Here is a 22,493-nt window from a genome sequence, read left to right as displayed (position 1 = left end):
ACTAGGATCGCGCAGCTCGAGCAACAAGCCGCTAGCTGGCAATCGCGAGATCGTGAAGTGGCTCGTGTCGAAAGGCTGGAGGCAACTGAATGTCATTTTTGGGCCGACCGGCCGGTCAGTTTCCGGCTCGATGACCTGGTTGGCAGTCATTCCGCTTCTAAGCCTAAACCCCAGACATGAACTGTAGCAGCATCATAAAAGACGACATCAAGCGGCGGTTTTTCGTTGCGCTGCACCGCTAGCTCGTTCGCGTGGTTCATGATCCGCTGGTTATCCGCGGATGCTGGTTCACCATAGATGCCAGAAACTTGCCACGCGCTATGCGGTTAAGGATGTGGTCGTCATTCGTAGCGAGCGAATGGCCGAAAATGAAGAAGCAATGGCTGGCGGTCTTCACATTCGCGGTGAACTGCTTGAAGCCTTGGTACAGGTAGGCATTGTGACGGATCTTCGCCTTCTTCTGGGCGCTGGTGGGCTGATGAAGGGCGGCTTAGGGTCATGATTTCCCGCTGCAATGACCGATGAGTCACAGACGCTGCATTTCGCGCTAGACCGCAACTGCGGTATTCTCGATCATACGCTCAGCCATCCTATTCGCACCTCGTTGCCGCCGTTCGCCGCACCTATCGATCGGAGGCCTTCCAGCCTCGCGATAGCCGCGCTATGTGGCTGCACACAACCTGACGACGAACAGGAGCAAGATTGGACATAGAAGCCACCACAAGATCGCCCTCCCCCGGTCCTTGCTCGTTTTCATGCGAAAACAATCGAACTGAGTGCTGCGGGGATAGCGAGGTCGATTTGGCCCACTTCAGAGCGAAGTCGGCCATAAGCCATTGATATAATTTTGGTGGGCCCTGAGGGTGCTTGGAAAGTCAGAAATATCAAAGGCTATTCGACAGTGGGACTGTGTTGCGTTACTAAGCTCTCCGGTCTTTTCCGGTTGATTTGTCCCACCCTGATGCCGATTGCGGTCATTCGCCGCTGCCTTGGTCAATTCCCGATTCCACAAGCATCCGGTCCTGAGTGGGCAGACGGCCTTCCTAGTCGTAATTAGTCAGCGACACGTTGACCGTTCTCGTCATGCGGGTGAAATCTACGTTCGACCATATACGTCGTCGAAGCGAACGATATCATCCTCGCCGAGATAATCGCCGCTCTGCACTTCAATGATCACCAGGTCAATTCTGCCTGGGTTCTCCAGCCGATGCTTATGGCCGCAGGGGATGTAGGCTGATTGGTTTGTCGCCAGGAACAACTCCTGCTCGCCATTGACGATTTTCGCGGAGCCGCTGACCACGACCCAGTGCTCCGAACGATGATAGTGCATCTGCAGGCTCAGCCGCCGACCGGGCTTCACCTCGATGCGTTTGATCTTGAAGCGCTCGCCTTCCTCAAGAACCGTGTAGGTACCCCACGGCCGGTGTACCGTGCTATGGACCAGGTGAGCTTCATGTCCTGAAGCCTTGAGGCCCTCGAACAGCTTCTTGACGTCCTGAACGCGGTCGCGGGATGCGACAAGCAAAGCGTCCGGGGAATCGACGATCACCAGATCGCTGACACCGACCGTGCCGATGACGCGCTTGTCGGAGCTCACATAGCTGCCGGTCGTGTCGACCATATGCACATCGCCGCGTATCCTGTTCCCGCTTTCGTCGGGGGCGATCAAATCGGCCATTGCGTTCCAGGATCCGATGTCGTTCCAATCCATGTCGCAGGCAACCACGGCAAGTTTGTTCGTCTTCTCCATGACAGCGTGGTCGAGCGAGATTCGCGGGGCGGAGCCGAAATGCTCAGGCGCGAGTTCGATTTTGGCAAAGCCTTCGCCTTGACTGAAGCGCCCGTTCTCGTAGCTGTCGGAGGCGGCCTGGATCACCGCGGGGCAATGCGATGCCATCTCTTCGAGCATGGTTTGTGCGCTAAAGCAGAAAATGCCGGCGTTCCAGAAGAAGCGCTTGGACGCGACATAGGCTTTGGCTGTGTCCAGATCCGGTTTTTCAACGAAACGGACGACTTTCTCACCATCCGCTTCGATATAGCCGAATGCCGTGTCCGGTCTGGTTGGGGTGATGCCCAATGTGGCGATCCGCCCGAGCTTCGCATGTTCGATGGCCCGGCACATGACGTCTAAAAATGCAGGCAGGTTGCCAACCATGTGATCGGCTGGGAAGACGCATAGAATCGCGTCAGGACCTTGCGTTGCCTTGGCATGGATGGCGGCTGCCGCAACGGCTGCGGCCGTATCCCGGCCTTCAGGCTCGAGCAGAAAGGTGCGTGGCAGGACCACGGAATCTAGTTCGTCGAACTCGTCCTTGGTAAGGAAGAGGTGTTCCCCAGATGTCACGGCGACGAGTTCCACTACGCCCTTTATCGAACCGACGCGCAGCGCAGTGTGCTGAATGAGAGAATGTCCATCTGCTACTTTAAGGAAAGGTTTGGGGTGCGATTGCCTCGAAGCGGGCCATAGCCGCGATCCGGCTCCACCGCTGATGATGACGGGAACCACTTTCATTAAACAACCTCGATTTCGTCTCTGGACGTCATTGCCCGCGCCCTTAGCGTCAGCGTCACGACCGCCGTCGCTCTAGGATGGTCTTGCGGCGCTCCGAGTAACAGCGAAGTTCTGGCGCGTTGCCGGACGGCCGCAGATGAATGATCTCGTCATTCTGTATTCGTGCCCTAAGGCCGTTGGTTTCATCGACGTCGGCAACAGTCCCGAATGGAGCCAAGAACTGCTGCAGTGTGTCCGGATCCTCAAGCCTGCGGATCAAGCTGAGCAGCTGCGGGACATTTAGCGTATGCCATGGCCCGCCTCTCGTGGATTGCGGTCGATGTCTCTATGCCTGTTCGTTCCATTTGCCGAATTGCCCAGGTAGCGGTCTTAATCAAGATGAGAGATTCTTTGGCTGCCTTCTATCAAAATCAAACGACTTGGGTCCTTCAGATCGAACTCAATTACCCGCGGTACGAAAAGGCGTGCATATCGTGTAAAGGCGCTCGTCGGAGGAAACCGAACTACAGTATCGCAGCGCCCGAGAAGATACATCTCAACGAGGGCGGAAATTGCGCCGTCCATCCCAAGTGCTGCAGTGTGTAAGGGGCCGTCTTGATCGGATCGGAAATGCTTGGGGACGGTGAGAAGATCGGGAAACTTGGCCGACAGATGATCCAGGATTTGCGCGCTGTCCGTGCACAAGAACAGCCGCACAGGCTTGGGGTGCGGCAACGCTTTAGCCTTATCAACCGCAGTGCACACTTGTCGAACGGCGAACTCCGGATCGGCCCAGTAGGGCGCATGGTCCATGATGTCTTCACCGTTACCATGTCGAACATGAACCCCGATGATGCTGTGCCCCTCAAAACATTCTTGGTAAATGGCATCTATGCGTGTTTGAATTTCAGACCGAGGCTTGACACTCTGGAAGATCTGCCGCTCGGCATCCTCATCGCAGCGCCACATCAAGCAAGCGTCACACACTACTGTGTTCGCTTCGACATCGTGTTCGGCCTGAAAGAGCTCGCCCAACTCGTCGCGCTCTTGGAAAATCTGCTCATCTGGGCGGTAAAGGCAGTCGATCGCTGGCCTATTCCACCACTCCGGGAAGAATGGACCCGGGAAGGAAAAGTCGTTGATCCGGTCGTCGCAAATAGCCGGTACGCCAGCGATGTCATTGATCGGTTGGAAAAACACCGGAAAGGCATTTGTGAAGGGTTGGTCGAGATAGCAGGACCCGCGCCAGTCGACGGCTAGCGTTCGTCCCGACCGCTGAGCGTAGCGCCAAGCGGCCGCCAGCGACCACAGACAATCACCGAACCCCGTACGCCTCTGAGAGACGACGAACCTGCGCTTTACCAATCCACTGACCTGCATTTTCGGAAATCTCGTTTCAGAGACGAGGTTGCATCTGACTTGGGATCTCTTAATCGATACTAGTCGACCGTTACGCCGGGCGATTTGGTAGAGGCTGCGCGTGGGGCAGAAGAGCTCCTCAGCACTGCCTATCCTTATCTCTGTGACGCTCGCAAATCTTGACGCCGGGTACACTCGCTTCCGGTTTAAATTCAGCGTTCTCTAATGCGCCACGCGACATGTGTAAAATTGATTGCGTGAATGTGGCCCATCCATGTGATGGATACTAAGGCGTTCCTTGACCATGAGCCTCTGCTGACGTGGGGCCGCGCTTTGCTAAGCGAAACAGCCGGTCGAGGCAGTCCACAAAGTCCCTTTTTCAAGTCCAATTCTTAACTGCCTCAACGTAACATGTCATTTGCGGGCGTTTCCTGAAGGACGGATGTGCAGGACCCGCCAGCCGTCGAATGTCAGGCGCAGGCCATCCACGTCATTTATGGCCATCATGGCGTCCGGTCCCATCGAAAGATGCGACACGGCGCCCTCTGACGCTTTCAAGTGCGCCAACATGGCGCAACTCCTGCCGGATAGCTTTCGAGCCGGCTGGACTGAGCGACTGGCACGCGATGCTGTGCGACGATGGCCGGGAGAGGAATTTTGGCGTCTGCAGCCATGTGGAGGATCGTTCCGACGGTTCTGCGGGTTCTCGGTGTCAGAGCGGACACCTGTGCGAACCCGCTCTCGTCCGTTTTCGACAGGCCCTTGAGGTTCATGACCCTGTTGTTCGCCGAGATCACCCGCCAGTTCAGCGATCCAGGTGAAGATCGGCACGCCTGTCGATGCGGCGATCATCGCCTCGGCCAGCGAAGATGATGAAGAGGGCCATTGGGTCAAGTACAAGCGCCGACCAGCGTTTCATTGCTTCAAAGCCCATTTCGGTGCCTACGCCGATACGGCCCTTGTCGAGGAGATCGCCGTCACGGCGCCCACACCGAGGACGGCAACGCCGTTCCTGATGCTCTGCCCGACAATCCCGGCGAAGTGTTTGCCGACAGCGCCTACCGAGGCAATCATCTCGGCGACGCGGTGCGCGCCAAGGGTGGAAGGCCGCGCATCGTCGCAACCGCTATGTGGGGGCGCGACGAGGCCGAAAGCTCGACGCCTGGAACCAACCGATCCACAGAATTTGTACTCGGATCGAGAAGATCTTCGGCACCTGTAGCCGGATGCGATGGCGAGGGCTGGCAAAGGCGGCCGTTCAAATTCGCCGCACTGCGATCGCCTACAGTATGAATCACAGTTTGATGGTCGCCTCGTCCCGCCCATCGTTGAAGCCCAGCCACCGTTTTCGGGCTAGCGCGCCCGAAATTCCTTGGGGGTCAATACGTAATGCCCTACCCGGCTTTTCGCCGCCGTCTCAGATGTGCGGTTCGCCCAAAGCCCCCGACTGCCACGAACTTTGTCTTCGCGCGGAGCGAAACCTCGCGCCCACGACTTTGTGCCGCCGATGGTGCCGCGCTGCCCTGTCAAACAATCCATTTTATGGATGCACCTCATCCAAACAATCGATTTCACTGATCAAAACAATTTCCAGTAGAAGACGCTGAAGCAGGCAAAGATTACTTGGTCAGCGCAAAAGAGGGATGGTGGAGTTCTAGTGTGGGTTGGACCCACATGCTCGCCATTTTATCTGGGAACTGCTACGTGCCCTGTTGGCGCAGGGCAATACGATTCCACTGGCCACCCACTTCGTGGAAGAAGCGGAGCGGCTGGGCAACCGACTGTGCGTGCTTGAGAACGGATGTAGAATCCCAGAAGGGCGTCCTAACTCGCTGATTGATGAGCAAATCGGGTGCGACGTGATTGAAATCTATGTCGCTCACCCCGTGAGCTGAGTTCGGCACTCAGGCCGCATGCGCGACTTAGGCAGGTTAGCGGCGAGACTCTGTTTTGCTATGCCTCGAAGCAGGAGCAGGTGTGCTCGCTGGCTGACACTGTCAATGACGAGCTCCGCGCCGCATCTGTCGAAATCCTACCATAGGGTATGGGGCGGGCCGCAGTTTGCTGGCGGTGTGCGAGCCAGATTCGAAACTTCAACTACCATAGAGCAGGAAGAAAATGGGCGAGAACAGGAAAGTTGCTCTGGTTACGGGCATAACGGGACAGGATGGTGCCTATCTTACCCGTCTTCTGCTGGAAAAAGGCTACGTCGTTCATGGGATCAAGCGACGTTCCTCTTCCTTCAACACGGGTCGCATCGAAGACATCTACCAAGACCCGCACGATCCCGATCCGCGCCTAATTTTGCATTACGGTGACCTCACTGATGCGACTAATCTCATCCGAGTAGTTCAGGAATCCCAGCCAGACGAGATTTACAACTTGGCCGCTCAGAGCCATGTCCAGGTGTCGTTCGAAACGCCGGAATACACAGCAAACGCCGACGGTATCGGAACATTGCGACTTCTTGAGGCGATCCGCCTCCTCGGTCTGAAGGACAAGACCCGCTTCTATCAGGCCTCGACTTCAGAGCTCTACGGCCTCGTGCAATCCGTACCGCAGAACGAAACAACGCCCTTTTATCCGCGCAGCCCTTACGCCGCCGCCAAGCTCTACGCCTACTGGATCGTGGTCAACTATCGCGAGGCCTATGGTATCCATGCTTCCAACGGCATTCTCTTCAATCATGAAAGCCCACTGCGCGGCGAAACTTTTGTGACGCGCAAGATCACCCGCGCCGCCGCTGCTATCTACCTCGGCAAGCAGGACAAGCTTTATCTCGGCAATCTCGATGCTCAACGCGATTGGGGCCATGCGCGTGAGTACGTGCGTGGTATGTGGATGATGATGCAGCAGGATCAACCGGATGATTACGTGCTGGCGACGGGCAAGACGACCCCTGTGCGCCAATTCGTCGAATGGGTTTTCGAAGATGTCGGCGTCGAGCTCGAATGGCGTGGTGAGGGAGTCGACGAAAAGGGCTATGATGTCGAGACCGGCAGATGCCTAGTCCAGGTAGACCCACGCTACTTCCGCCCCACGGAAGTCGATCTTCTCCTGGGCGATGCCACCAAGGCGAAGGAGAAGCTTGGCTGGGTGCATGAGACATCCGTGCGCGAGCTCGCCGCGGAAATGGTGCGGGAAGACCTCAAGGTCATGCAGACATCGGTAATCATGAAGGAAGCATAGTGTACGATCTGAAGGGAAAAGCCGTGTGGGTCCCGGGCCACAAGCATGGTGGGCAGCGCTGTTGTAGGCCGCCTCGCGTCTGAAGACTGCAAAGTTATGGCCGCCCTGACGTTTCCCCCAAATTTTATCCAGTCTTGAGTTCGTTTCCGGGGTGGATTTGCCCTGATGGCCAGTGGACGCGACGGGTGCTGGCGCGGAGCGTTTCACGTTGCGCAGCGCGAGCGACCGTCGCGGGTTGAAGGTCGATGCACATTCGTTGGGTGTCTGCCATCCGATGTGCGAGTGCGGACGCGCGCCGTTGTAATCGGCGCGCCATACATTGAGCCTCGCGCGGGCCTGGGCCAGGGACGTGAACCGCGTCTCGTTGAGGAGTTCATCGCGAAGGGGGCCGTTGAAGCTCTCGCGTTAGGGTCCTAGCCAACCTCCGACTGTGAACTCGCGGAAGCGATTTACGGCAAGCGCACACAGCAGCTCGTCCACGGCGTTCGTACATGAAGTTTGGAAACTTATAATACTGGTACACACCTCCATGGGGGAACATTATCTCCAATATCTCAGCGATTACCCGATAGCTATCTGCCTTCACCTACCTCGGCCTAGTGCAGAATCTTGGCCGAATGAACTCGGCGCTCTTGCTGCACACCAATGGTCCGTCCCGCACGAAGTGCCGCAGCTTACCTTCAAATCCGGCACTGGCGAGGATCTAGATCCAAGCCGACGGCGCCGGGGATCAAATAAAAAGCCGCCGACCGAAGCCAGCGGGCTTGATTGGGATGGCCCGCGCGGACGGTCAAGGCTGCGCCGCCATGGCGGAGGGACCACCTTGGTCAACGGCACGGCCCGATGACGGCGTGCCGATGTACCACAACATGCGGCCAGATAGAGCCTTCCGGCGTCGCGGAAAAAAAGCCCGCCGGTTTTGAGCCAGCGGGCAAGTTCTGGAGTGGCTGAGATCAACCCAGCATCAGTCAACGACCGGCGGAAGAGTTGGTTGCAGTGGATGCCAGCTAGCCGCAGCATGCTGTGAATCGTAGCGATGTGAAAAACAAAACTCTGGACTTCTAAGTCGGACTCGCCCCAATATTTGTTTGGGGGAATTCACATGAAAATTGGAGCACTCATCGCAAGTGCAGCCCTGTGCGTCAGCGGCTGCTCTACGAGCACTGTCGTGTCGGACAGCGATCTCACGGCAATGAATACCGTTGCGCTATGTCACGTTCTCGCCAGCAGCACGGACGAACAGTATCGTAGCAGGGTAGCGGCCCTTCTAGTGCGCAGGGGCGCAACAGCAGAGAAGTGCACCAGGCTTGTGCAAACCGACAATGCTGTCGCGACAGGCATAGCGATCGCGGCTGTCGGCGGCGCAGTCGTGGGTGTCGCTGCCAACAACGGCTATGGAGGCGGAACATATTACCGGCCACCGCCACCACAAACCTATGGCGTCGCGTGGGACCAATTCTATGGCCAGAACTACAGCGTTATCTGGCGCTGCCGCGACCGGTCCACCGGGCGGTTCCTTGACGATTACTATTGCGCCGGCCTGCCCATGGTCGACAGCGCATGGCCGGGCTGGTCGGCGTAGCGGATGAGCAGGCCATACCGCAAATATCGATCCAATCGGTGGCAGAGACCCACCGGTGCCAAGCTGTGGCGGCCCCAACTTGCGAGCGTGCCGGCAATGCTCGGTCTTACGGCAGCGGCGGCGGTGGCCGCCTTCCTGGCGCCGTCGGGCGCGCAACGTAGCGACGATGCATCAAAGGCCAGCCCACGAAGGGCGGCGCCCGCCTCGCTTACCGGTGTCGCTTCCGTCATTGACGGCGATACGATCGAAATCCACGGCCAGCGCGTCCGTTTCAACGGCATCGACGCGCCAGAGAGCCGGCAGCTGTGCCGCGATGCGAATGGCGCCGAGTATCCTTGCGGCCGGCGATCGGCCGAAGCGCTGTACACATTCCTGGCCGCGTCGAGGCCGCTCGAATGCACATTCGTAACGTGGGACCGCTACCACCGCTTTGTCGGCGATTGTCGGCGCGCCGACGGCGCGGGCGTGGCCGCCTGGATGGTCGAGCACGGCCAGGCGCTGGATTGGCCTCACTACAGCCAGGGCGCCTATGCGGGGCAGCAGGCGCAAGCCCAAGCCTCAAAGATCGGCCTGTGGGCCGGGACGTTTCAGGCACCCTGGGAATGGCGCGCTGCGCACGCCGACGGCGCGGCGCCATCGACTCGCCCGCTGGGCATCATCAGCCGTAAGCTGGTCGCGCAGAGCGGCTATTCTTGCGAGCCGCGGAGAACGTGCAAGCAGATCGGTTCCTGCGACGAAGCCAACTGGTACCTGCAAAACTGCTCATGGGGCGGAAAACTCGATCGCGACAAGGATGGGATCCCATGCGAAACACTCTGCTAGCTGAAATGTAACGGAGTAAGCGCTACGGCCTGTTCGGCTTTCCGCTTACACCGATCCAACGAAGACCATGCATGGGCGACGCGGTCTGCTAACCCCATTTTTTGACGAGGTATTCTATATTCTATATCTGAAGGGCAGAAAAAGTTATTGCGACAATAGAGAGAAGACGCCTTAACTAAGACTTTCAAAACCGTTAAGTGTATGCTGGCAGGCGATCAAGGCGTGATGTTGCCCTGTCGGGGGGGCGAGTAAAATGCAGACTGTGATGAAGTCAAAAGCTGGCAAGCTATGGCCAGTGGACCTACCGTGGTGCCTGGGCCCTAGAGATTGCGGCCGCAGCGATTGGTCTTACGACAGGTGTAGCATTAGGCGTACAAGCGTTTTCTGCAAGCGAGTCTGTCACTGCAATGGATTTGACGCTCGCCAGTGCACCCTTTCTCATGGTGGCAATCGCGGAGCTCACCAAGATACCGATAGCTACACTGCTTTTCAGCGCGTCTTGGCTCTGGAAGCCCATAATCTTGGTCTTCCTCCTCGTTCTGGCAGGCATAACCTTTGAGACGGTGTTTATGGGAATGGAGCGAGCGGGTGCTCTGCGCCAACTGCGTTACGAGGAACTCGTAAACAAAATCGACGCGCTGGACCAGGAGGCTATGAAGCTGGCCTCGGCCGACGAACTTGGCCGAAAATCCGATCAGGTCGAACAAGCGCGTTCCGAAATTGAGCAGCTTGCGTCTCTTGCGGAAAAATCCCGGGCGACCTTTCAGTCGCAGATTGCCGAGGTCAATGCTGAATTGGAGGGAACGACCGCCCTTACTCCAGAAGCGTCGCGCGTTCGCGACCAAGTGGAGGAAAAAAGCGCGGTTCGATTGGCGTTGATTCAGCAGCGCGACGGCGAAGCAAAGGAAGCCGTTGATCAGTTCGAGCGTCAACGCGACAGCTTTGTTGAACGTATCAAGATGGCGCGCGATTCCGGCGATAGCGACTCGGCACGCCGGCTAGAATCAGAAGTGGCGAAACTTGCTAATCCACGCACTAAAATTATAGCCAAGTTCGACACTCAGATAGAGCCGCTCGACCAAGAGGTCGCCGCCCTGCGTGCAGGTTTCGATCGTTTGCGGGCAAGCAGCCCTCCTATGACTGCCGACCAGAGGCAAAAACTTATGGATAGACGCTCGACGTTGGAACAGACGCGCGACAGTGATGCCGGGGCTTGGCAGCGCCGATTGGATGACGCTGGCAAACGGCTCGCAGAAGCGCAGGCCGCTGAGGCCAACAAGGCAAACATCTCGGCCCAAAACCAGGTCAGACAAGACCTGATTGCCAAGGAACTCAGCGGTTTGGAGAAGGAGCGGATCCCCATGGCGCGAACCGATCAGGTCCGGCGTATTGCCTCACGATGGTACGGGAGCAAACCGGAGTTAGTCACCGAAGCGCAAGCGGGAAAAATCTCTGTAATTTGGTTTGGGTCCCTCGCGCTCATCGCCGCACTCGCGGGACCAATCACGGCAATGGTGGCACTCGCTCTCCAGCGAATTGCCGCCCGAGAAGAGGATAATTCGAAGAGCAAGTTTTCCACACTGCTTCGCAGAATGCTTTTGAGTTGGCGCTGGCGGCGGGTTCGAACGGTCGAGGTACCGGTCGAAGTTACGGTAGAGAAAGAGGTTGAGAAGAGGGTAGAGGTGCCTGTCGAAAAAATCGTCAAAGAGATCCTTTACGTTCCGCTCTTCACCGACGACCCCGAAGTTCTTCGAAAAGCCCTGGACCAAGATTTGCCGCCTGAGGTCGCTGATCTCGTGACGGTATCAATGAAGGACCGCAAAAGTGCTCGTCAGGCATAACACCACGCTGCTTGAACAAGCCGTCGATCTCGCCGTCAAGAGGTCGGCAATTCCGACCCTGCAAGCTCAAGCCGCGGCTCAAGAGAAAACAGCTCGAGCGACCGCCATTCGCCGAATGGCGACAGGCGGGGCCATCGCAGTGGCGGCAGTCGGGATTGGGCTGGGCATCAAGCTTGGTCTCTGGGATAAGAACGTCCCCGAGCCAGTGATGTTGCCGAGGGTGGAGCAGCCGAGCGCGCGCACAGTCCCCAACGATGATCCCGCACCTATTCCGATTCCAACTCCAAAGCCTGCGCCGGAAGAAACGCCACGGGCTGATGTGCCTGCCAAGCCTGACGTGGTGACGGTCGACTTCAACAAGTTCGCCACCAAGAATGTAGAATTCCAAGGCAGCACCTGGGAGCTTATCTCGGGCCACCACTTCAAGGATGAGAACGACGAAACCTGGGACCGGGCTTGGTGCTATTCTCGCCGAAGTGTAAACGGCGTCGAAGTGAACGTTTCGTTGGCGACTCGATCTGCCCCGAGCTCGCCTCCCATCGGACCCGGCGCTGCCGTTCAAACGCTCCAGCTGATCGGTCTCAATGATTCGTCGGCTGTTGATCTGGCAACAAAGTGTGCGTGGCTGGATGGTCGCACATTTGGGTGATCAGACGTCATTCGTGACCAGTCTCGAGAACAAGCTAGTGCGTTACCCATACAAACTCCTGCACCTAGTGTCGATCCAGATAGCGGATTTGTGGTCGTGGCAGGGTGGGACGCGATCGGAAACGACCTGCCCGATATGCCAATGAGAAACGTGAGCTCCGAACAGTGTCAAAGTGCCTGCGACAGAGACTTCAAATGTTTGGCGGTTACCTACAACACGAAATTCCAAGCTTGCTTTATGAAAGGGGACGCATCGCTCTTGGTCAAAAGCGAAGAGTCCATCATGGCTGCCAGGAAGGTCGTCGAGGGCAATTTGCGCTACTCAAATTTGGTGTTCGCCATCAAAACGGAAATTTCTGGCAATGCCTATTGGACCTCTCCGCTCCGATATCCCGACTGCATATTGCAGTGCGCAAACGACAAATCCTGCTTAGGCTTCAATTTCCGGAAAAAAGAAAGTGCGTGTGTCCTTTTCAACAGCATAACCCAATCCGCTGATAACGCAGCGGTCGCATCTGGCGTTAAGAGCGTCGCCAACTAAAGTTGAAGCAAAGCACCTATCCTCAAGGAGCGATTGAAGCCAGGCCACTTGTCAAAGAAGTGGGTAGCAAAATTCCACGATAACCTTGGGGTTAGCGGCAGGAATGTTCTTCGACCAAGCTCTAACAGAACGCAAAGTGGGGCCTACTGAGGCATCTCAGAGAAAGAATTGTCGTCGGCGCATTGCGGACACCGTCTGACTGAATGTCAAAATTTGCCGTTTCCTGCCCGGAAGGTTCCAAGCGGCGCTGACCGGTTAGCTGCCCTTCACCTAAGTCGGATGCTGCCGACTGGTCCCGGTCCATTGTCGTCATTCGACGCAACTTTCAGGCGACTTCCAGCTCGACCAAAGGCACGCGACCGATTGACTGTCTCGCGACGCTGATCCACCACTGCGATTACAATAGGGAGGACGACCATGGCGTCCATTTCGATCAGCATTCCCACCGACCATGCCGGCGAGTTTCGGCAACTCTGGAAGGAGCTCAGGCTCGCTGACGCGCTCGATCTCCAAAATGATCTGGGTGATCCAATCGAGGTCGGCAACTTCGACGGTGCGAACCTTGTCCAGTGGGTCGTGGAGCTGAAGCCGATTCTGGTGCCGCTAGTGACTGCCTCGCTTACCTATCTGATCACATCGCGTGGCGAATTCGAATATGAAAAAGATGGCGAGAAGGTCCGCTTCAAGAATCTCAAGCCGTCGCAGGTAAAGGAGATCCTCGCGCTGCTCGACGCGCGCGACAAGCACTGAACCATGATCCCTCGTCCGGCTTGGCAGATAATCAAGCAGCGCCTCGGCCGCACGCCGGCAGGACGCGTTACCGCCTCCCATCGCGCTGCGCTCCATCGCCTGCGCGGTTTCCTTGCGAACCACTATTCCTGGACGCTCCACCATTTCGCCTTGGTGCCAATCAGCACTATGCAATGGTCGAGTGTCGTGATGAGCTATGAGGGTGTGCATGTCGCCTTCGTCGACATCGAGCAGGCCAATGCGCTCGAGCTACTGCTTTTGCGTGGCTTCTGGGGCGAACGACCTATCATCTCACATGTAGAATTCCTTATCCGGGCGGCCGAGGCGCTCTATGACGACGGCGATCTTGCGCTTGCCGTCGCGATGACCGAGCGCGCCAATTCGCGTCTCGCCGCTTACAGCGCAGATCAGGGGGCGGGCAATGTCGTCCCCCGGCCCAAATATTTCGATGAGCAGCTCGTCGCTGTCTTGGAAGCTCAATTGCTCCTCAGCTTCATCGCCGGCCACGAGGTCGCGCATATTCTGCAACAGGTCGAGGATGCGCCATCCTTCGAGATGTTCGCCTGGATTGCGAACCGATATCAAGAACTCCGCTTCGACAACAGCGGGGATGGTCCCAAGCGCGAACGCTTCCTCCTGCCCGAGACACTCCAGAAGTTCGACGACAATGGCCGGCCCAATGGCGTCGCCACACTCGGCAGCAAGATGGGGCGGCGGATGCACGCGATGATATCGCGGCTGATTAGTGAGATCCAGGCTGACGGGCTCGGCCTGCTCGCAGCAAGCGATGCTGCGATCGAAGCCAACATCCCGGCGGATACGTTGTTCCGAATTCTTTTCATGGCATTCGAATACACCGAAATGCTGATGATGCTGCGCCGGCTGCTCCCGCGTCTGCCGCGCGGCATGAAACGTGCAGCGATCGCCTATGAAGGCACCAACCTATTTGCCCGTCAGCTGATGCTAGTGCGACTAGTGCGCGGCATTCGCGACGGCGAGACTCTGGTTCCGAAGCCGATTCGCGCCTTCTGGAAAAGCTTCGATCCCGCGGTGCTCAAGCATTACGAGACGCTCGGGCGCGAAGGGCGGCTCGAGCAATATGGATTGCGATCAGCGGTCGCGGCCCGTGGCGGAATCGAAGTCGGCCTATTCGGCGCACTCGGCCAGCACGTGCCGGCATCGGAGCGTATCAAAAAGCTGGGGCCGCTGCTGGCAGGTGGGCTGATAGTCGCCGAAGCGCATGGGGGCTTCGACGAAGCCTACTACCGGGCGGACGAGCATTTCGCCTGGGGCGGCGCTGAGGCTGAAGCCGACCCAGTTTTGATGGGCTTTGCCCATGCCCTTCAGGATATGGCCGAACTCGTAGCGACTGAGACGCGGCCCAAACACTATTTTAGCCGAGCCAGCGTGCTGCGCGACGGCAGCGATGCAGCCTTCGTGGAATTTCTGCGCTCGACGCGCTCGCAAGTTTTCCGGACGGAGATCAATCCCAACTGGATGGCCGGGTTCGAGGAAATGCTGCGATCGTACCCATGACGCCGTCGTTGATACGTCGCGGCCGGGAGAAGATGGCTCCTGTGGGATCGAAGACGGGCTGGCGGCTCTCAGCGTCAGAGCAGCCGATAGCAGACGTTTAAGCCCGACGCGACGGATGTCGTAAGTTAAACCCGAGGTAGATGATTGCTTCTTCCGCGGCTCGCGACGAAGCAGATGCCGGGAAAGACTTCAGAACAGACCGTGCGACCTTGCGACCAGTCCCAACCCCGCCTAAGCATCGTCCATGATGTCACGCACCTACGAGCAGCTGATCCCTAGACGCCTACGCGATCCGTTCGAGAAGTCGCTCGCTCTGGATACTGGTTACGTCCTTGATTTTAACGACCGAACCTTTGCAGACTTCTTCTTCGAAGAGTTGGGCATCGACACCTCTGTCTCCAACCTCTTCGACGGCAGGGGAACGTCCAAGGCGAAGCGGCTCCGTTCGTTCATCGAAAGGGCGCCGGCGGGCGTAGTTGCGAAGGCGCTGCGCGAGCTATGGGAGTATGGCGAGTCCTTGTCGTGGCCGGGGGTCGGCATCAGAGACAGCTACTTTGCCGTTGTCGCGATATTTGAAGGCGCAAGCGATCACATCGACGCATCAGCATTTGAGGCGTTCGAACCTAGTCAAACATTGGACGAGCTGATTGCGGCGATCCGTCGTGATCTCGATGCGAAAAAGCCCCAAGCGGCGCTTGACCGTCTGCACACCTACTGCATGAAGCGGTTCGCTTCACTCGTGCGCAAGCATGGTGGTGGCGAGTGCGGGGAGAACGATGCGCTGCACGCCAGAGCTGGTCGATACGTTAAACTGCTTACTGCGCAGCGCAACCTGACCGAGATGTCGGAGCGCATAATCAAAAGCTCAATCAGCGTTCTCGAGTCGTTCAACACGATTCGGAACAACAAATCATTGGCACACGACAATCCCGACCTGATCCAACCCGATGAAGCGCGCTTCATCTTCGATAGCGTTGCTGCACTTCTGCGGTTCATCAGGCGGTCGACGGTCGGTCGTTCGAGGACTGATCGGGGGCCGGGAGCGGTCTGCCGGCTTCAGCTCTGTTGCATCAGAAGCGGACTTCAGATCCGCGTCTGGGCCATCGTCCACCAACCGCCGGATCCAGACATTCGCTTGGCGACCCTCTCAGCACAAGCTACTGATTGGCATCGAAGCGCATTTGGAATTTGGGGCCAACAAAATGGAATGGGAAAAACTGCTGTGCAGCGGACGACTTGGCGACAAGCACTACGAGCCCAAGCTGAACCGTTCGATCTTCGTTCAGGATCATGACCGCATCGTTTTCTCTGCGCCATTTCGTCGGCTGGCCAACAAGACCCAAGTGCAGCCTCTTTACGAGCATGATCACGTGCATCACCGTCTGATCCATTCCGTCGAGGTCAGCAGCGTCGGACGATCGTTAGCTATGCGAATCGGTAGTTGGCTTGAGGAGACGCACCGGATCGCCAGCGGCGAGTCCAACAGCCTAGCGAACATCGTTCAGGCAGCGTGCGTCGCCCACGACATTGGCAACCCTCCCTTCGGTCACTCCGGAGAAGCGGCGATGGGTGACTGGTTCGCGGAGAAGTTCAACGATGCCAAAGGGGTGATGGCAGAGATAGAGGAGCAGCACCGCACCGAGTTCATGAAGTTTGAAGGGAATGCGCAGGGGTTTCGAATTGTTGCCCGGCTCGAGATGTACCGCAACGACGGCGGCATGCGACTATCCAAGGCGACACTTGGGGCGTTCACCAAGTACCCGGTCACTTCTGCCGCTCGCGAGAGTGTCGTCGCCAGAGGAGTTGCGCCATATGTCGGTCTCAAGAAGTTCGGCATCTTCCGTTCCGAACTCGAGCTGTTCAAGGACGCAGCGGCTTCGCTGGGACTCCCCGAGGAAGGGGCCCGAGCCGGGAACTGGTGGCGGCGACATCCCTTGGTCTTCATCGTCGAAGCCGCAGATGATATCTGCTATAACATCGTCGATCTTGAGGACGCTTTCACGACCGGGGAGCTCCCATTCGACACGGTCAGGGACCTGCTACACGAGGCTGCCAACAACCCTAACCGCGACGTGAGCGGCCTTAACCAGGCCGAGCACATCGCATTGCTGCGGGCTTTGAGCATTAATGTCGCAGTTGAGAGCTGCGTCCAAGCCTTCAAAGCCAACTACGACGCCATCATGGGCGGCACGTTCTCTAATTCCCTAGCCGATACCGGATCCATGGTTTCCGTCTTCGCTAAAATGAAGGCCCTTTCTCGTGACCAGGTATTCACCGCCCGGAGAAAGACCGAGTTGGAGGTGTCCGGTCGGCGCGTTATTGGCAATGTCATGTCAGGTGTGCTTCCCCTATTTGAGAATCTTGCCAACGCCAGGTGGGATCAGGAGAAGCTCTCCGACCATAATCGGCAACTCGTCAGGGCCCTCGATCTAGACTTGCGGAACATTGCCAATGCCGAGCAAGCGCTACACGCCCTTGCCGACTTCACGTCGGGGATGACCGATCGATATGCCGTGAGGATCGCCAGGATGCTCACCGGCATATAGGCGACGACAGGCGCGCGTCATATCTGTGAGCGACGAAGATCTTCGACCGATCATTCCACCGGCGCGGTTGGCGGTCGAATAGGTCCTGGAGGGAGCAGAAGAAATGTTCGCTAACGGACCGCCACACCCGATCCGAGCATGGCGTCCGCCTTCATTCGATCATGGGACGTGTGCGAAATTTCTGCTTGCAGGACGCCAAAATGGCCGAAGCGGACACGCGCCCGACCCGGTGAGCGGCGCAAGAGAGCTAACGCTTCTGATCATTGCCAAAGCTCCTGTCGCTTCGCTTGGAAACTCGTCGGTAGAATTGGTCGGATTCGCGACGTCGTCTAGGAGCTTTGCCGGCATCCTCTCAAGGCAGCAGTTCGGGCGAACCCAGTCTGAAGCGCGCTATCAGTGAATGAATGGCTGCTTTTGGGCAAGGCGACCATCACTTCGAACAGCCGATATTGGGCGCAGAGCCGGCATTGGTTCGGGGCAGATCAGCTCATCTATTGTGCCCTATGTTTCGGCTTGCTGCCGGCAAATTGCTTCAATGCATTTGCCCGCCTAGAAAGGTGCCCCCTCGGACTCACTGGTCGCTGTCACTTATTCGGACCCTGAAATTGCCTGCCGCCGCGATTTCTCTGACATGTCGACGACAGGGAGCCCTTCCTTTCTGGCCTTGGCAAACGCTCGATCGCTTTCCAGGAACTCCGCCAGCATGAACGGGATCAGTTCCGCTACCGATTCGGACTCGCCATAGGTCTGACGATAAAGCGCCGCATAGTCCTTCAGTGCTTGGTTCAGGTCTGCACTTACGCTTATGGTGATCTTCGAAGGTGTCCGATCCGGAAGTTTGCCGAGTTTCAGATTGGTCATGATGACTCCAGTCAATTCGGGTACGGCCGTAGCACAAGATCCTTGTGCACGATGACGCGCAGTGGCCATCCAGGGCGGACGGTGATCGTGGGCTGAATATTGAGGTTCTTCTCGGTGATGCGCTGGCCAGCTCGACTGACGTTCTGCTGAGCGGATTCGCGGATTGCTTTGACCAGGTCGCTTTCCTCTTCCCCGAGGCTCAGCTCCGTGCCGACCCCTAGCAACGTGGCCAGCGCAACGCCTTTGATCAGCTGCCAGGTGTGGAAATCCACCTTGTCCTCAAGCCCGGCATAGCCGGCGGTGTCCGTCGCCGGCAGATTGTCGATTTCGATCGAAGAGCCGTCGGGCAGCAGTATCCGTTGCCAGACCAGCAGCGCGCGCCTTTGTCCAAAGGCAACAACGCTGTCATATGTGCCAATCAGGCGAGAGCCTTGCGGAATGAGCAAGGTGCTGCCGGTGACTGTGTCGTGCACATTCTCGGTGACCTGTGCGACGACGAGGCCGGGCAAGTCGGAATTGATGCCAGTGATTAGGCTCGCTGCGATGACGCTGCCGGCCATCAGCTGATACGGCGAAGCCGGCGTCTGCAGTGCATGCAGATTGTAGATCCCACTTGTGTTCCGCTGGCTGACAAAATCGAGCTTGCGCTGTTGATTGTTTGGGTCGCCCTCGGCCGGTGCTACCGAAGCTGAATCGCGTGCGGCATCGGATTGTGGAGCCGTTGCCTCAAAGGGTGGACGCCCGCCCTGTCCGTTGCCGGCGGCATCCGCTTGCCGGGGTCGATTTTCGATCCGGAAGAAGACTTGCGATTCGCGCGCCTCGACCGCCTGCTGTGCAAGGCGCTGCTCCTCCGCCGAAACCTCCTGGCTCGGCGCGATGCCCAGCTGGCGTTGGTGCTCAAGGATGGGGCGGCCGAGGTCGCCGGGCAGCGGTGGTCCAAGCACCGGAGGCTTGGGCTTGATCCCGGAATAGTCCTTAGGCAGCCTTTCAATTGCCTCCGCGGTTGGCTTCCGCTCAGTGTTGTAAAGCTCGTCAGCCTGCTCTTTGATGCGCAGCGCCGGTCCCTGCAGCGCCATCATGGTGACGCCTAGAACGGTGCCGGAACCAACAGCTGCAATGGCGACAATAATGCCGCGCTTGAAGCGCACAGCGCGGCGAGGTGAGGCCCGCAGCTGCAGCTGTTCTGGATCGAGTTTCGGTGGAGCATCGGAGCGGGAAGTATCCGTCATGGGCCGTCCCTCACCTGCTGGGACGCGAAAAGAGCAATATCCGCCGCGGCGCTTGCCTGCCGTCGGTCCTCGTGATGCGCACCACCTGCTGCTGCTTGGCGCCGAGGCGCAGTTCGGCCGCGGCGAAGAGGCGATCGACGATGTAATAGTTGCCCCGTATGCGGTAGTTGACGAGCTGGTTGTCCCTGTCAGCTCCGACGATGAAGAGCGGCGGGGCCTCGCCCTGATCGATGCGGCGCGGGAACTCGATGTAGACCTTGCTGCCATCATCGAACGCGCGCGTCGGCCTCCAGGGCGGCATGTCGCCGGTAATCGAATAGCGGAAACGAATATTTTCGAGAGCCACATTCGACGCCACTGGCATAGCGGCGTCGGCCTGCGCATTGCGCCGGCGTAGCGCGATGATCTGGTCCTCGCTGTAAGTCCAGGAGATGGCCGCCATGGCGGTCTTATCCGTGCTTTGAAGCTGCAGGTGATAGCTTCGCCGGTCCGTGGTGATCACCAGATTGGTGGCAAGTCCTGGCGCGAAGGGCTTCACCAGCACATGGGTGCGCTGGTCATCGCCGGAGCCACTGACGGTGTCGCCAATTACCCAGCGCACTGTATCGCCGGCCGACACGGATTGGAGTTTCTCGCCTGACTGCAGAGCGATATCGCTGACGCGCTCCGGTGCGGCATAGAGCTGGTAGAGCGCGCCTTCGGCAAAAGGGTAAACCTGCACCGCATTCACATAGCCATATTTGGTGGGTTGCTGCGTCGCCGCCTTGTTGGCATCGGCGACACGTTCTTCAGGCGAGCGCTTGTCTTCAGCAGCCTTGCCCGGCTCGGGCTGCAACTGGCCGGGCAGCGGCAGCGGTTTCGGCACTTCCACGACCTTGACGGGCTTCTCCGGCGCCTTCTCAATCGCGGCCGGCTTGAAGTCAGCATGGTCATAGGAAATCTGCGGTGGCAGCACCGGCTTCGAGGCACAGGCCGAAAGTACCGCGGTCGACGCCGACAGGATCAGGACGGTGCGGAGCGATGGGGCTCTATTTGTCATTGGCGGGCTCCTTCGGGGAAACGGTTGTCGGCGCGGCGCTGTCCAGCTCGCGCGACCAGTCGATGGCATTGATGAAGACGCCGAGCGGGTTTTTGCGCAGCTGATCGGTATTGTTCGGCGGCCGGATCACAATGGTGAGGATCCCGGTCCAACGCGTTGTGCTGGCGAGGCTGCCGCGCTCAAAGACCTGCTCGGTCCATTTGACTTGAAAGGAGTTGTCGGACGCTCGTACCACGCTCGTCACCTGCACCGAGACGCTGCGCGTGCCGATCTTGCCGAACGGGTCATTGGCCTTAGCGTACTCATTGAGAAAGAGGGCTGCACGGTCGGTGGCGAAGTCGTAGGCCGAGAGCCAATTCTGCCGCACCAGCACCGCATCGGTGGAGACGGAGCGGACATTCTGGATGAAATGGCCGAGATGCCAGGCAATCTGGGCATCGTCGGGCTCGTAGGTTTGGATTGCCGGCGCGACAGCCCGTGTTTCACCGAAGCGGTCGACCTCGACAACATAAGGCACGACGCGGCCCTGCATCGACTGCCACAAGAGTCCACCAGAGAGCCCGATGGCCAGAGCGAGGCAGCCAAAGGCCATCAGGCGCCAGTTCCTTGCCTGCACGCGCGCAGTGCCGATGCGCTCGTCCCAAAGTTGGGCGGCCTTCTGGTATGGTGTGACGGGGTGGGGCGTCTTCCCGTAACGCTGAACAGGTCGCTTGAAGAGCATCTAGTCTTCCTTGTCGTTGAGAGAGGGGTTGGCCCCGCTTCCACCCCGATCGCCATCGCGGACGGCCTGCGTGGCGGCGTGGCGATGGGCGCGCGCGGTCTGTTGGGAACGCAAGCGCCTCGCCCACGCCGGCGCGGCATTGGCACCTGACGCGGCAGGGTTTCCGGTCATTGATGCGGTCGGCGTGCCGCCCGTCGCGGTCCAGGCGGCATTGCGGCCGGCATCGGCGCTGCGCCGGAATGGTTCTGTTGCAGATCGCATTCCCCGCATCGCGGCGCCGCCAGCTGCGCCGGCAACGCCCTGCAGTCCAGCCGCTACGCCGGAGAGGCCGGACTCGGGCGATGTTGCACGCCCCATCTGCCAAGCTGTGGAAGCAGCCGATCCCATGGCCGTGCCGGCTCGAACGGCGGCGAGACCGCCGCCGGTTGCCATGCGCGCGCCGGCAAGCGCCGCACCTCCGGCAACGAGCGTTGATCCGGCGGCCGCCGCGGTGGTTCCGAGTGCGGCTCCCGCGCCAAGCTGCGGCGCGCCCGAGACAAGACCCGAGGCAATTCCCGGCCCGAAAATGCCGAGCCCAAGCAGCGCCAACGCGCCCAGTACCTGTGACATGGCTGCGGCCAAGTCCGGCTCCTTGCCTTGCAGCGCGGAAGCGAACTCGCCGAAGAGCGTGGAGCCGATGCCGACGATGACAGCAAGCACCATGACCTTAATGCCCGACGAGATCACATTGCCGAGCACGCGCTCGGCCAGAAACGCCGAGCGGTTCCAGAGCGCGAAGGGCACCAGAACAAAACCGGCCAATGTGGTGAGTTTGAACTCCAAGATGGTGATGAAGAGCTGAATTGAAAGAATGAAGAAGGCGATGAGGACCAGAAACCAGGCGAGAAGCAGCACGAAGATGGTCAGCGCGTTGCCAAAGATCTCGGGGAAGCCGACTAGCTGGCTCGCTTGATTGAGCAGCGGCCAGGCGCCCTCGAAGCCGGCCGCGGCAATGCGGCCTGGCCGCAGGAGACTGTCGGCGGACAGATTGCCGGCCGATGCGTTGATGCCGAGCCCGGCAAAGGAATGGTAGATGATGTCGGCGAGGTTCTTAAAATTATTCAGGATGAAGGCGAAGGCGCCGACATAGAGCACTTTTCGGACAAGCCGGCCAAGAACATTGGGCTCGCCGCCGAACGCCCAGACCAGGCCTGCCAGCGTGATGTCGATGCCGATCAGGATGGTGGTGAGAAAGGCGACGTCGCCCGAAAGCAGACCGAACCCGCTATCAATATAGCGGGTAAAAGTCTCCATCAAGCGATCAATGACGCCGAGGTCATTCATGTCGCCGCCTTCCTC

General features: G+C 58.6%; 21 protein-coding genes and 2 pseudogenes. 12 read left to right on the top strand and 11 right to left on the bottom strand.

Going from position 1 to position 22,493, the window contains the following annotated elements; genetic code table 11:
• Window positions 1-256: 256 nt before the first annotated feature.
• From NKI47_RS30390 to NKI47_RS30370, 5 genes are all read right to left on the bottom strand, one after another.
• The gene (locus NKI47_RS30390; RefSeq protein ID WP_352479198.1) at window positions 257-430 is read right to left on the bottom strand and encodes a hypothetical protein; all 174 of its coding nucleotides are present in this window, start codon (window positions 428-430) and stop codon (window positions 257-259) included.
• 666 nt (window positions 431-1,096) lie between these two features.
• Window positions 1,097-2,512 (bottom strand): mannose-1-phosphate guanylyltransferase/mannose-6-phosphate isomerase, encoded by a 1,416-nt coding sequence (locus NKI47_RS30385; protein ID WP_352594764.1) that lies wholly within the window; start codon window positions 2,510-2,512, stop codon window positions 1,097-1,099.
• Between the two features lie 55 nt (window positions 2,513-2,567).
• Window positions 2,568-2,729, bottom strand: coding sequence for a hypothetical protein (locus tag NKI47_RS30380; RefSeq protein WP_352479197.1), 162 nt, complete (start codon window positions 2,727-2,729; stop codon window positions 2,568-2,570).
• Between the two features lie 152 nt (window positions 2,730-2,881).
• Window positions 2,882-3,871, bottom strand: coding sequence for a nodulation protein NodZ (locus NKI47_RS30375; RefSeq protein ID WP_352547767.1), 990 nt, complete (start codon window positions 3,869-3,871; stop codon window positions 2,882-2,884).
• A gap of 393 nt (window positions 3,872-4,264) precedes the next feature.
• Entirely contained in the window at window positions 4,265-4,420 is a 156-nt protein-coding gene (locus NKI47_RS30370) for a hypothetical protein (RefSeq protein WP_352483792.1), read from the bottom strand.
• Between the two features lie 247 nt (window positions 4,421-4,667).
• Between NKI47_RS30370 and NKI47_RS30365 the strand changes: the two genes are divergently transcribed.
• The 3 genes and pseudogenes from NKI47_RS30365 (at window position 4,668) to gmd (ending at window position 7,039) form a co-directional block, all read left to right on the top strand.
• Window positions 4,668-5,072 (top strand): hypothetical protein, encoded by a 405-nt coding sequence (locus NKI47_RS30365; RefSeq protein WP_352479097.1) that lies wholly within the window; start codon window positions 4,668-4,670, stop codon window positions 5,070-5,072.
• 439 nt (window positions 5,073-5,511) lie between these two features.
• A pseudogene (locus NKI47_RS30360) lies at window positions 5,512-5,828 on the top strand (nodulation factor ABC transporter ATP-binding protein NodI); the annotation flags it as partial.
• A 140-nt stretch (window positions 5,829-5,968) separates the two neighbouring features.
• On the top strand, window positions 5,969-7,039 hold the full coding sequence (gmd, locus tag NKI47_RS30355; protein ID WP_023718702.1) for a GDP-mannose 4,6-dehydratase: 1,071 nt from the start codon (window positions 5,969-5,971) through the stop codon (window positions 7,037-7,039).
• Window positions 7,040-7,163: 124 nt separating this feature from the next.
• Here gmd and NKI47_RS30350 read toward each other — a convergent pair.
• Window positions 7,164-7,441: pseudogene (locus tag NKI47_RS30350) on the bottom strand (integrase core domain-containing protein); the annotation flags it as partial.
• A 700-nt stretch (window positions 7,442-8,141) separates the two neighbouring features.
• On the opposite strand from NKI47_RS30350, the gene NKI47_RS30345 reads away from it, so the two are divergent.
• From NKI47_RS30345 to dgt, 9 genes are all read left to right on the top strand, one after another.
• Window positions 8,142-8,621, top strand: a complete 480-nt coding sequence (locus tag NKI47_RS30345; RefSeq protein ID WP_352594761.1) for a hypothetical protein — start codon at window positions 8,142-8,144, stop codon at window positions 8,619-8,621.
• Window positions 8,622-8,744: 123 nt separating this feature from the next.
• Window positions 8,745-9,443, top strand: coding sequence for a thermonuclease family protein (locus NKI47_RS30340; RefSeq protein WP_352547772.1), 699 nt, complete (start codon window positions 8,745-8,747; stop codon window positions 9,441-9,443).
• A gap of 407 nt (window positions 9,444-9,850) precedes the next feature.
• The gene (locus NKI47_RS30335) at window positions 9,851-11,284 is read left to right on the top strand and encodes a hypothetical protein (RefSeq protein ID WP_352594759.1); all 1,434 of its coding nucleotides are present in this window, start codon (window positions 9,851-9,853) and stop codon (window positions 11,282-11,284) included.
• Window positions 11,268-11,933, top strand: coding sequence for a hypothetical protein (locus NKI47_RS30330; protein ID WP_352594757.1), 666 nt, complete (start codon window positions 11,268-11,270; stop codon window positions 11,931-11,933). Before NKI47_RS30335 ends, NKI47_RS30330 begins: the two co-directional genes overlap by 17 nt.
• Before the next feature lie 90 nt (window positions 11,934-12,023).
• Entirely contained in the window at window positions 12,024-12,473 is a 450-nt protein-coding gene (locus NKI47_RS30325; protein ID WP_352594755.1) for a PAN domain-containing protein, read from the top strand.
• A gap of 417 nt (window positions 12,474-12,890) precedes the next feature.
• Entirely contained in the window at window positions 12,891-13,223 is a 333-nt protein-coding gene (locus NKI47_RS30320; protein WP_352594753.1) for a hypothetical protein, read from the top strand.
• 363 nt (window positions 13,224-13,586) lie between these two features.
• Window positions 13,587-14,759, top strand: a complete 1,173-nt coding sequence (locus tag NKI47_RS30315) for a hypothetical protein (protein WP_352594752.1) — start codon at window positions 13,587-13,589, stop codon at window positions 14,757-14,759.
• Between the two features lie 244 nt (window positions 14,760-15,003).
• The gene (locus tag NKI47_RS30310; protein WP_352594750.1) at window positions 15,004-16,053 is read left to right on the top strand and encodes an abortive infection family protein; all 1,050 of its coding nucleotides are present in this window, start codon (window positions 15,004-15,006) and stop codon (window positions 16,051-16,053) included.
• A complete protein-coding gene (dgt, locus tag NKI47_RS30305; protein ID WP_352594748.1) occupies window positions 15,962-17,305 on the top strand; it encodes a dGTP triphosphohydrolase in 1,344 nt (447 codons plus the stop codon). The genes NKI47_RS30310 and dgt overlap by 92 nt, the downstream gene beginning before the upstream one ends.
• Before the next feature lie 588 nt (window positions 17,306-17,893).
• Here dgt and NKI47_RS30300 read toward each other — a convergent pair.
• Genes NKI47_RS30300 through trbL form a run of 5 tightly spaced genes read right to left on the bottom strand, consistent with a single transcriptional unit; the run spans window position 17,894 to window position 22,478 of the window.
• Window positions 17,894-18,166 (bottom strand): DUF2274 domain-containing protein, encoded by a 273-nt coding sequence (locus tag NKI47_RS30300; RefSeq protein WP_352517831.1) that lies wholly within the window; start codon window positions 18,164-18,166, stop codon window positions 17,894-17,896.
• Window positions 18,167-18,177: 11 nt separating this feature from the next.
• Complete coding sequence (locus NKI47_RS30295) at window positions 18,178-19,395, bottom strand: TraB/TrbI/VirB10 family type IV secretion system protein (RefSeq protein ID WP_352547784.1); 1,218 nt, start codon at window positions 19,393-19,395, stop codon at window positions 18,178-18,180.
• Window positions 19,396-19,405: 10 nt separating this feature from the next.
• Window positions 19,406-20,434 carry a P-type conjugative transfer protein TrbG gene (gene trbG, locus NKI47_RS30290; RefSeq protein WP_352594746.1) on the bottom strand — a complete coding sequence of 343 codons (1,029 nt, stop codon included), beginning with the start codon at window positions 20,432-20,434 and terminating at the stop codon, window positions 19,406-19,408.
• Complete coding sequence (gene trbF / locus NKI47_RS30285) at window positions 20,424-21,155, bottom strand: conjugal transfer protein TrbF (protein ID WP_352467838.1); 732 nt, start codon at window positions 21,153-21,155, stop codon at window positions 20,424-20,426. The genes trbG and trbF overlap by 11 nt, the downstream gene beginning before the upstream one ends.
• Window positions 21,156-22,478, bottom strand: a complete 1,323-nt coding sequence (gene trbL / locus NKI47_RS30280) for a P-type conjugative transfer protein TrbL (RefSeq protein ID WP_352594744.1) — start codon at window positions 22,476-22,478, stop codon at window positions 21,156-21,158.
• Between the last annotated feature and the right edge of the window lie 15 nt (window positions 22,479-22,493).

Source organism: Mesorhizobium sp. M0633, from assembly GCF_040320645.1.
Lineage (GTDB): Bacteria > Pseudomonadota > Alphaproteobacteria > Rhizobiales > Rhizobiaceae > Mesorhizobium.
Note: the sequence above shows the minus strand (reverse complement) of the source record. Positions and strands in the feature narration are given on the sequence as shown.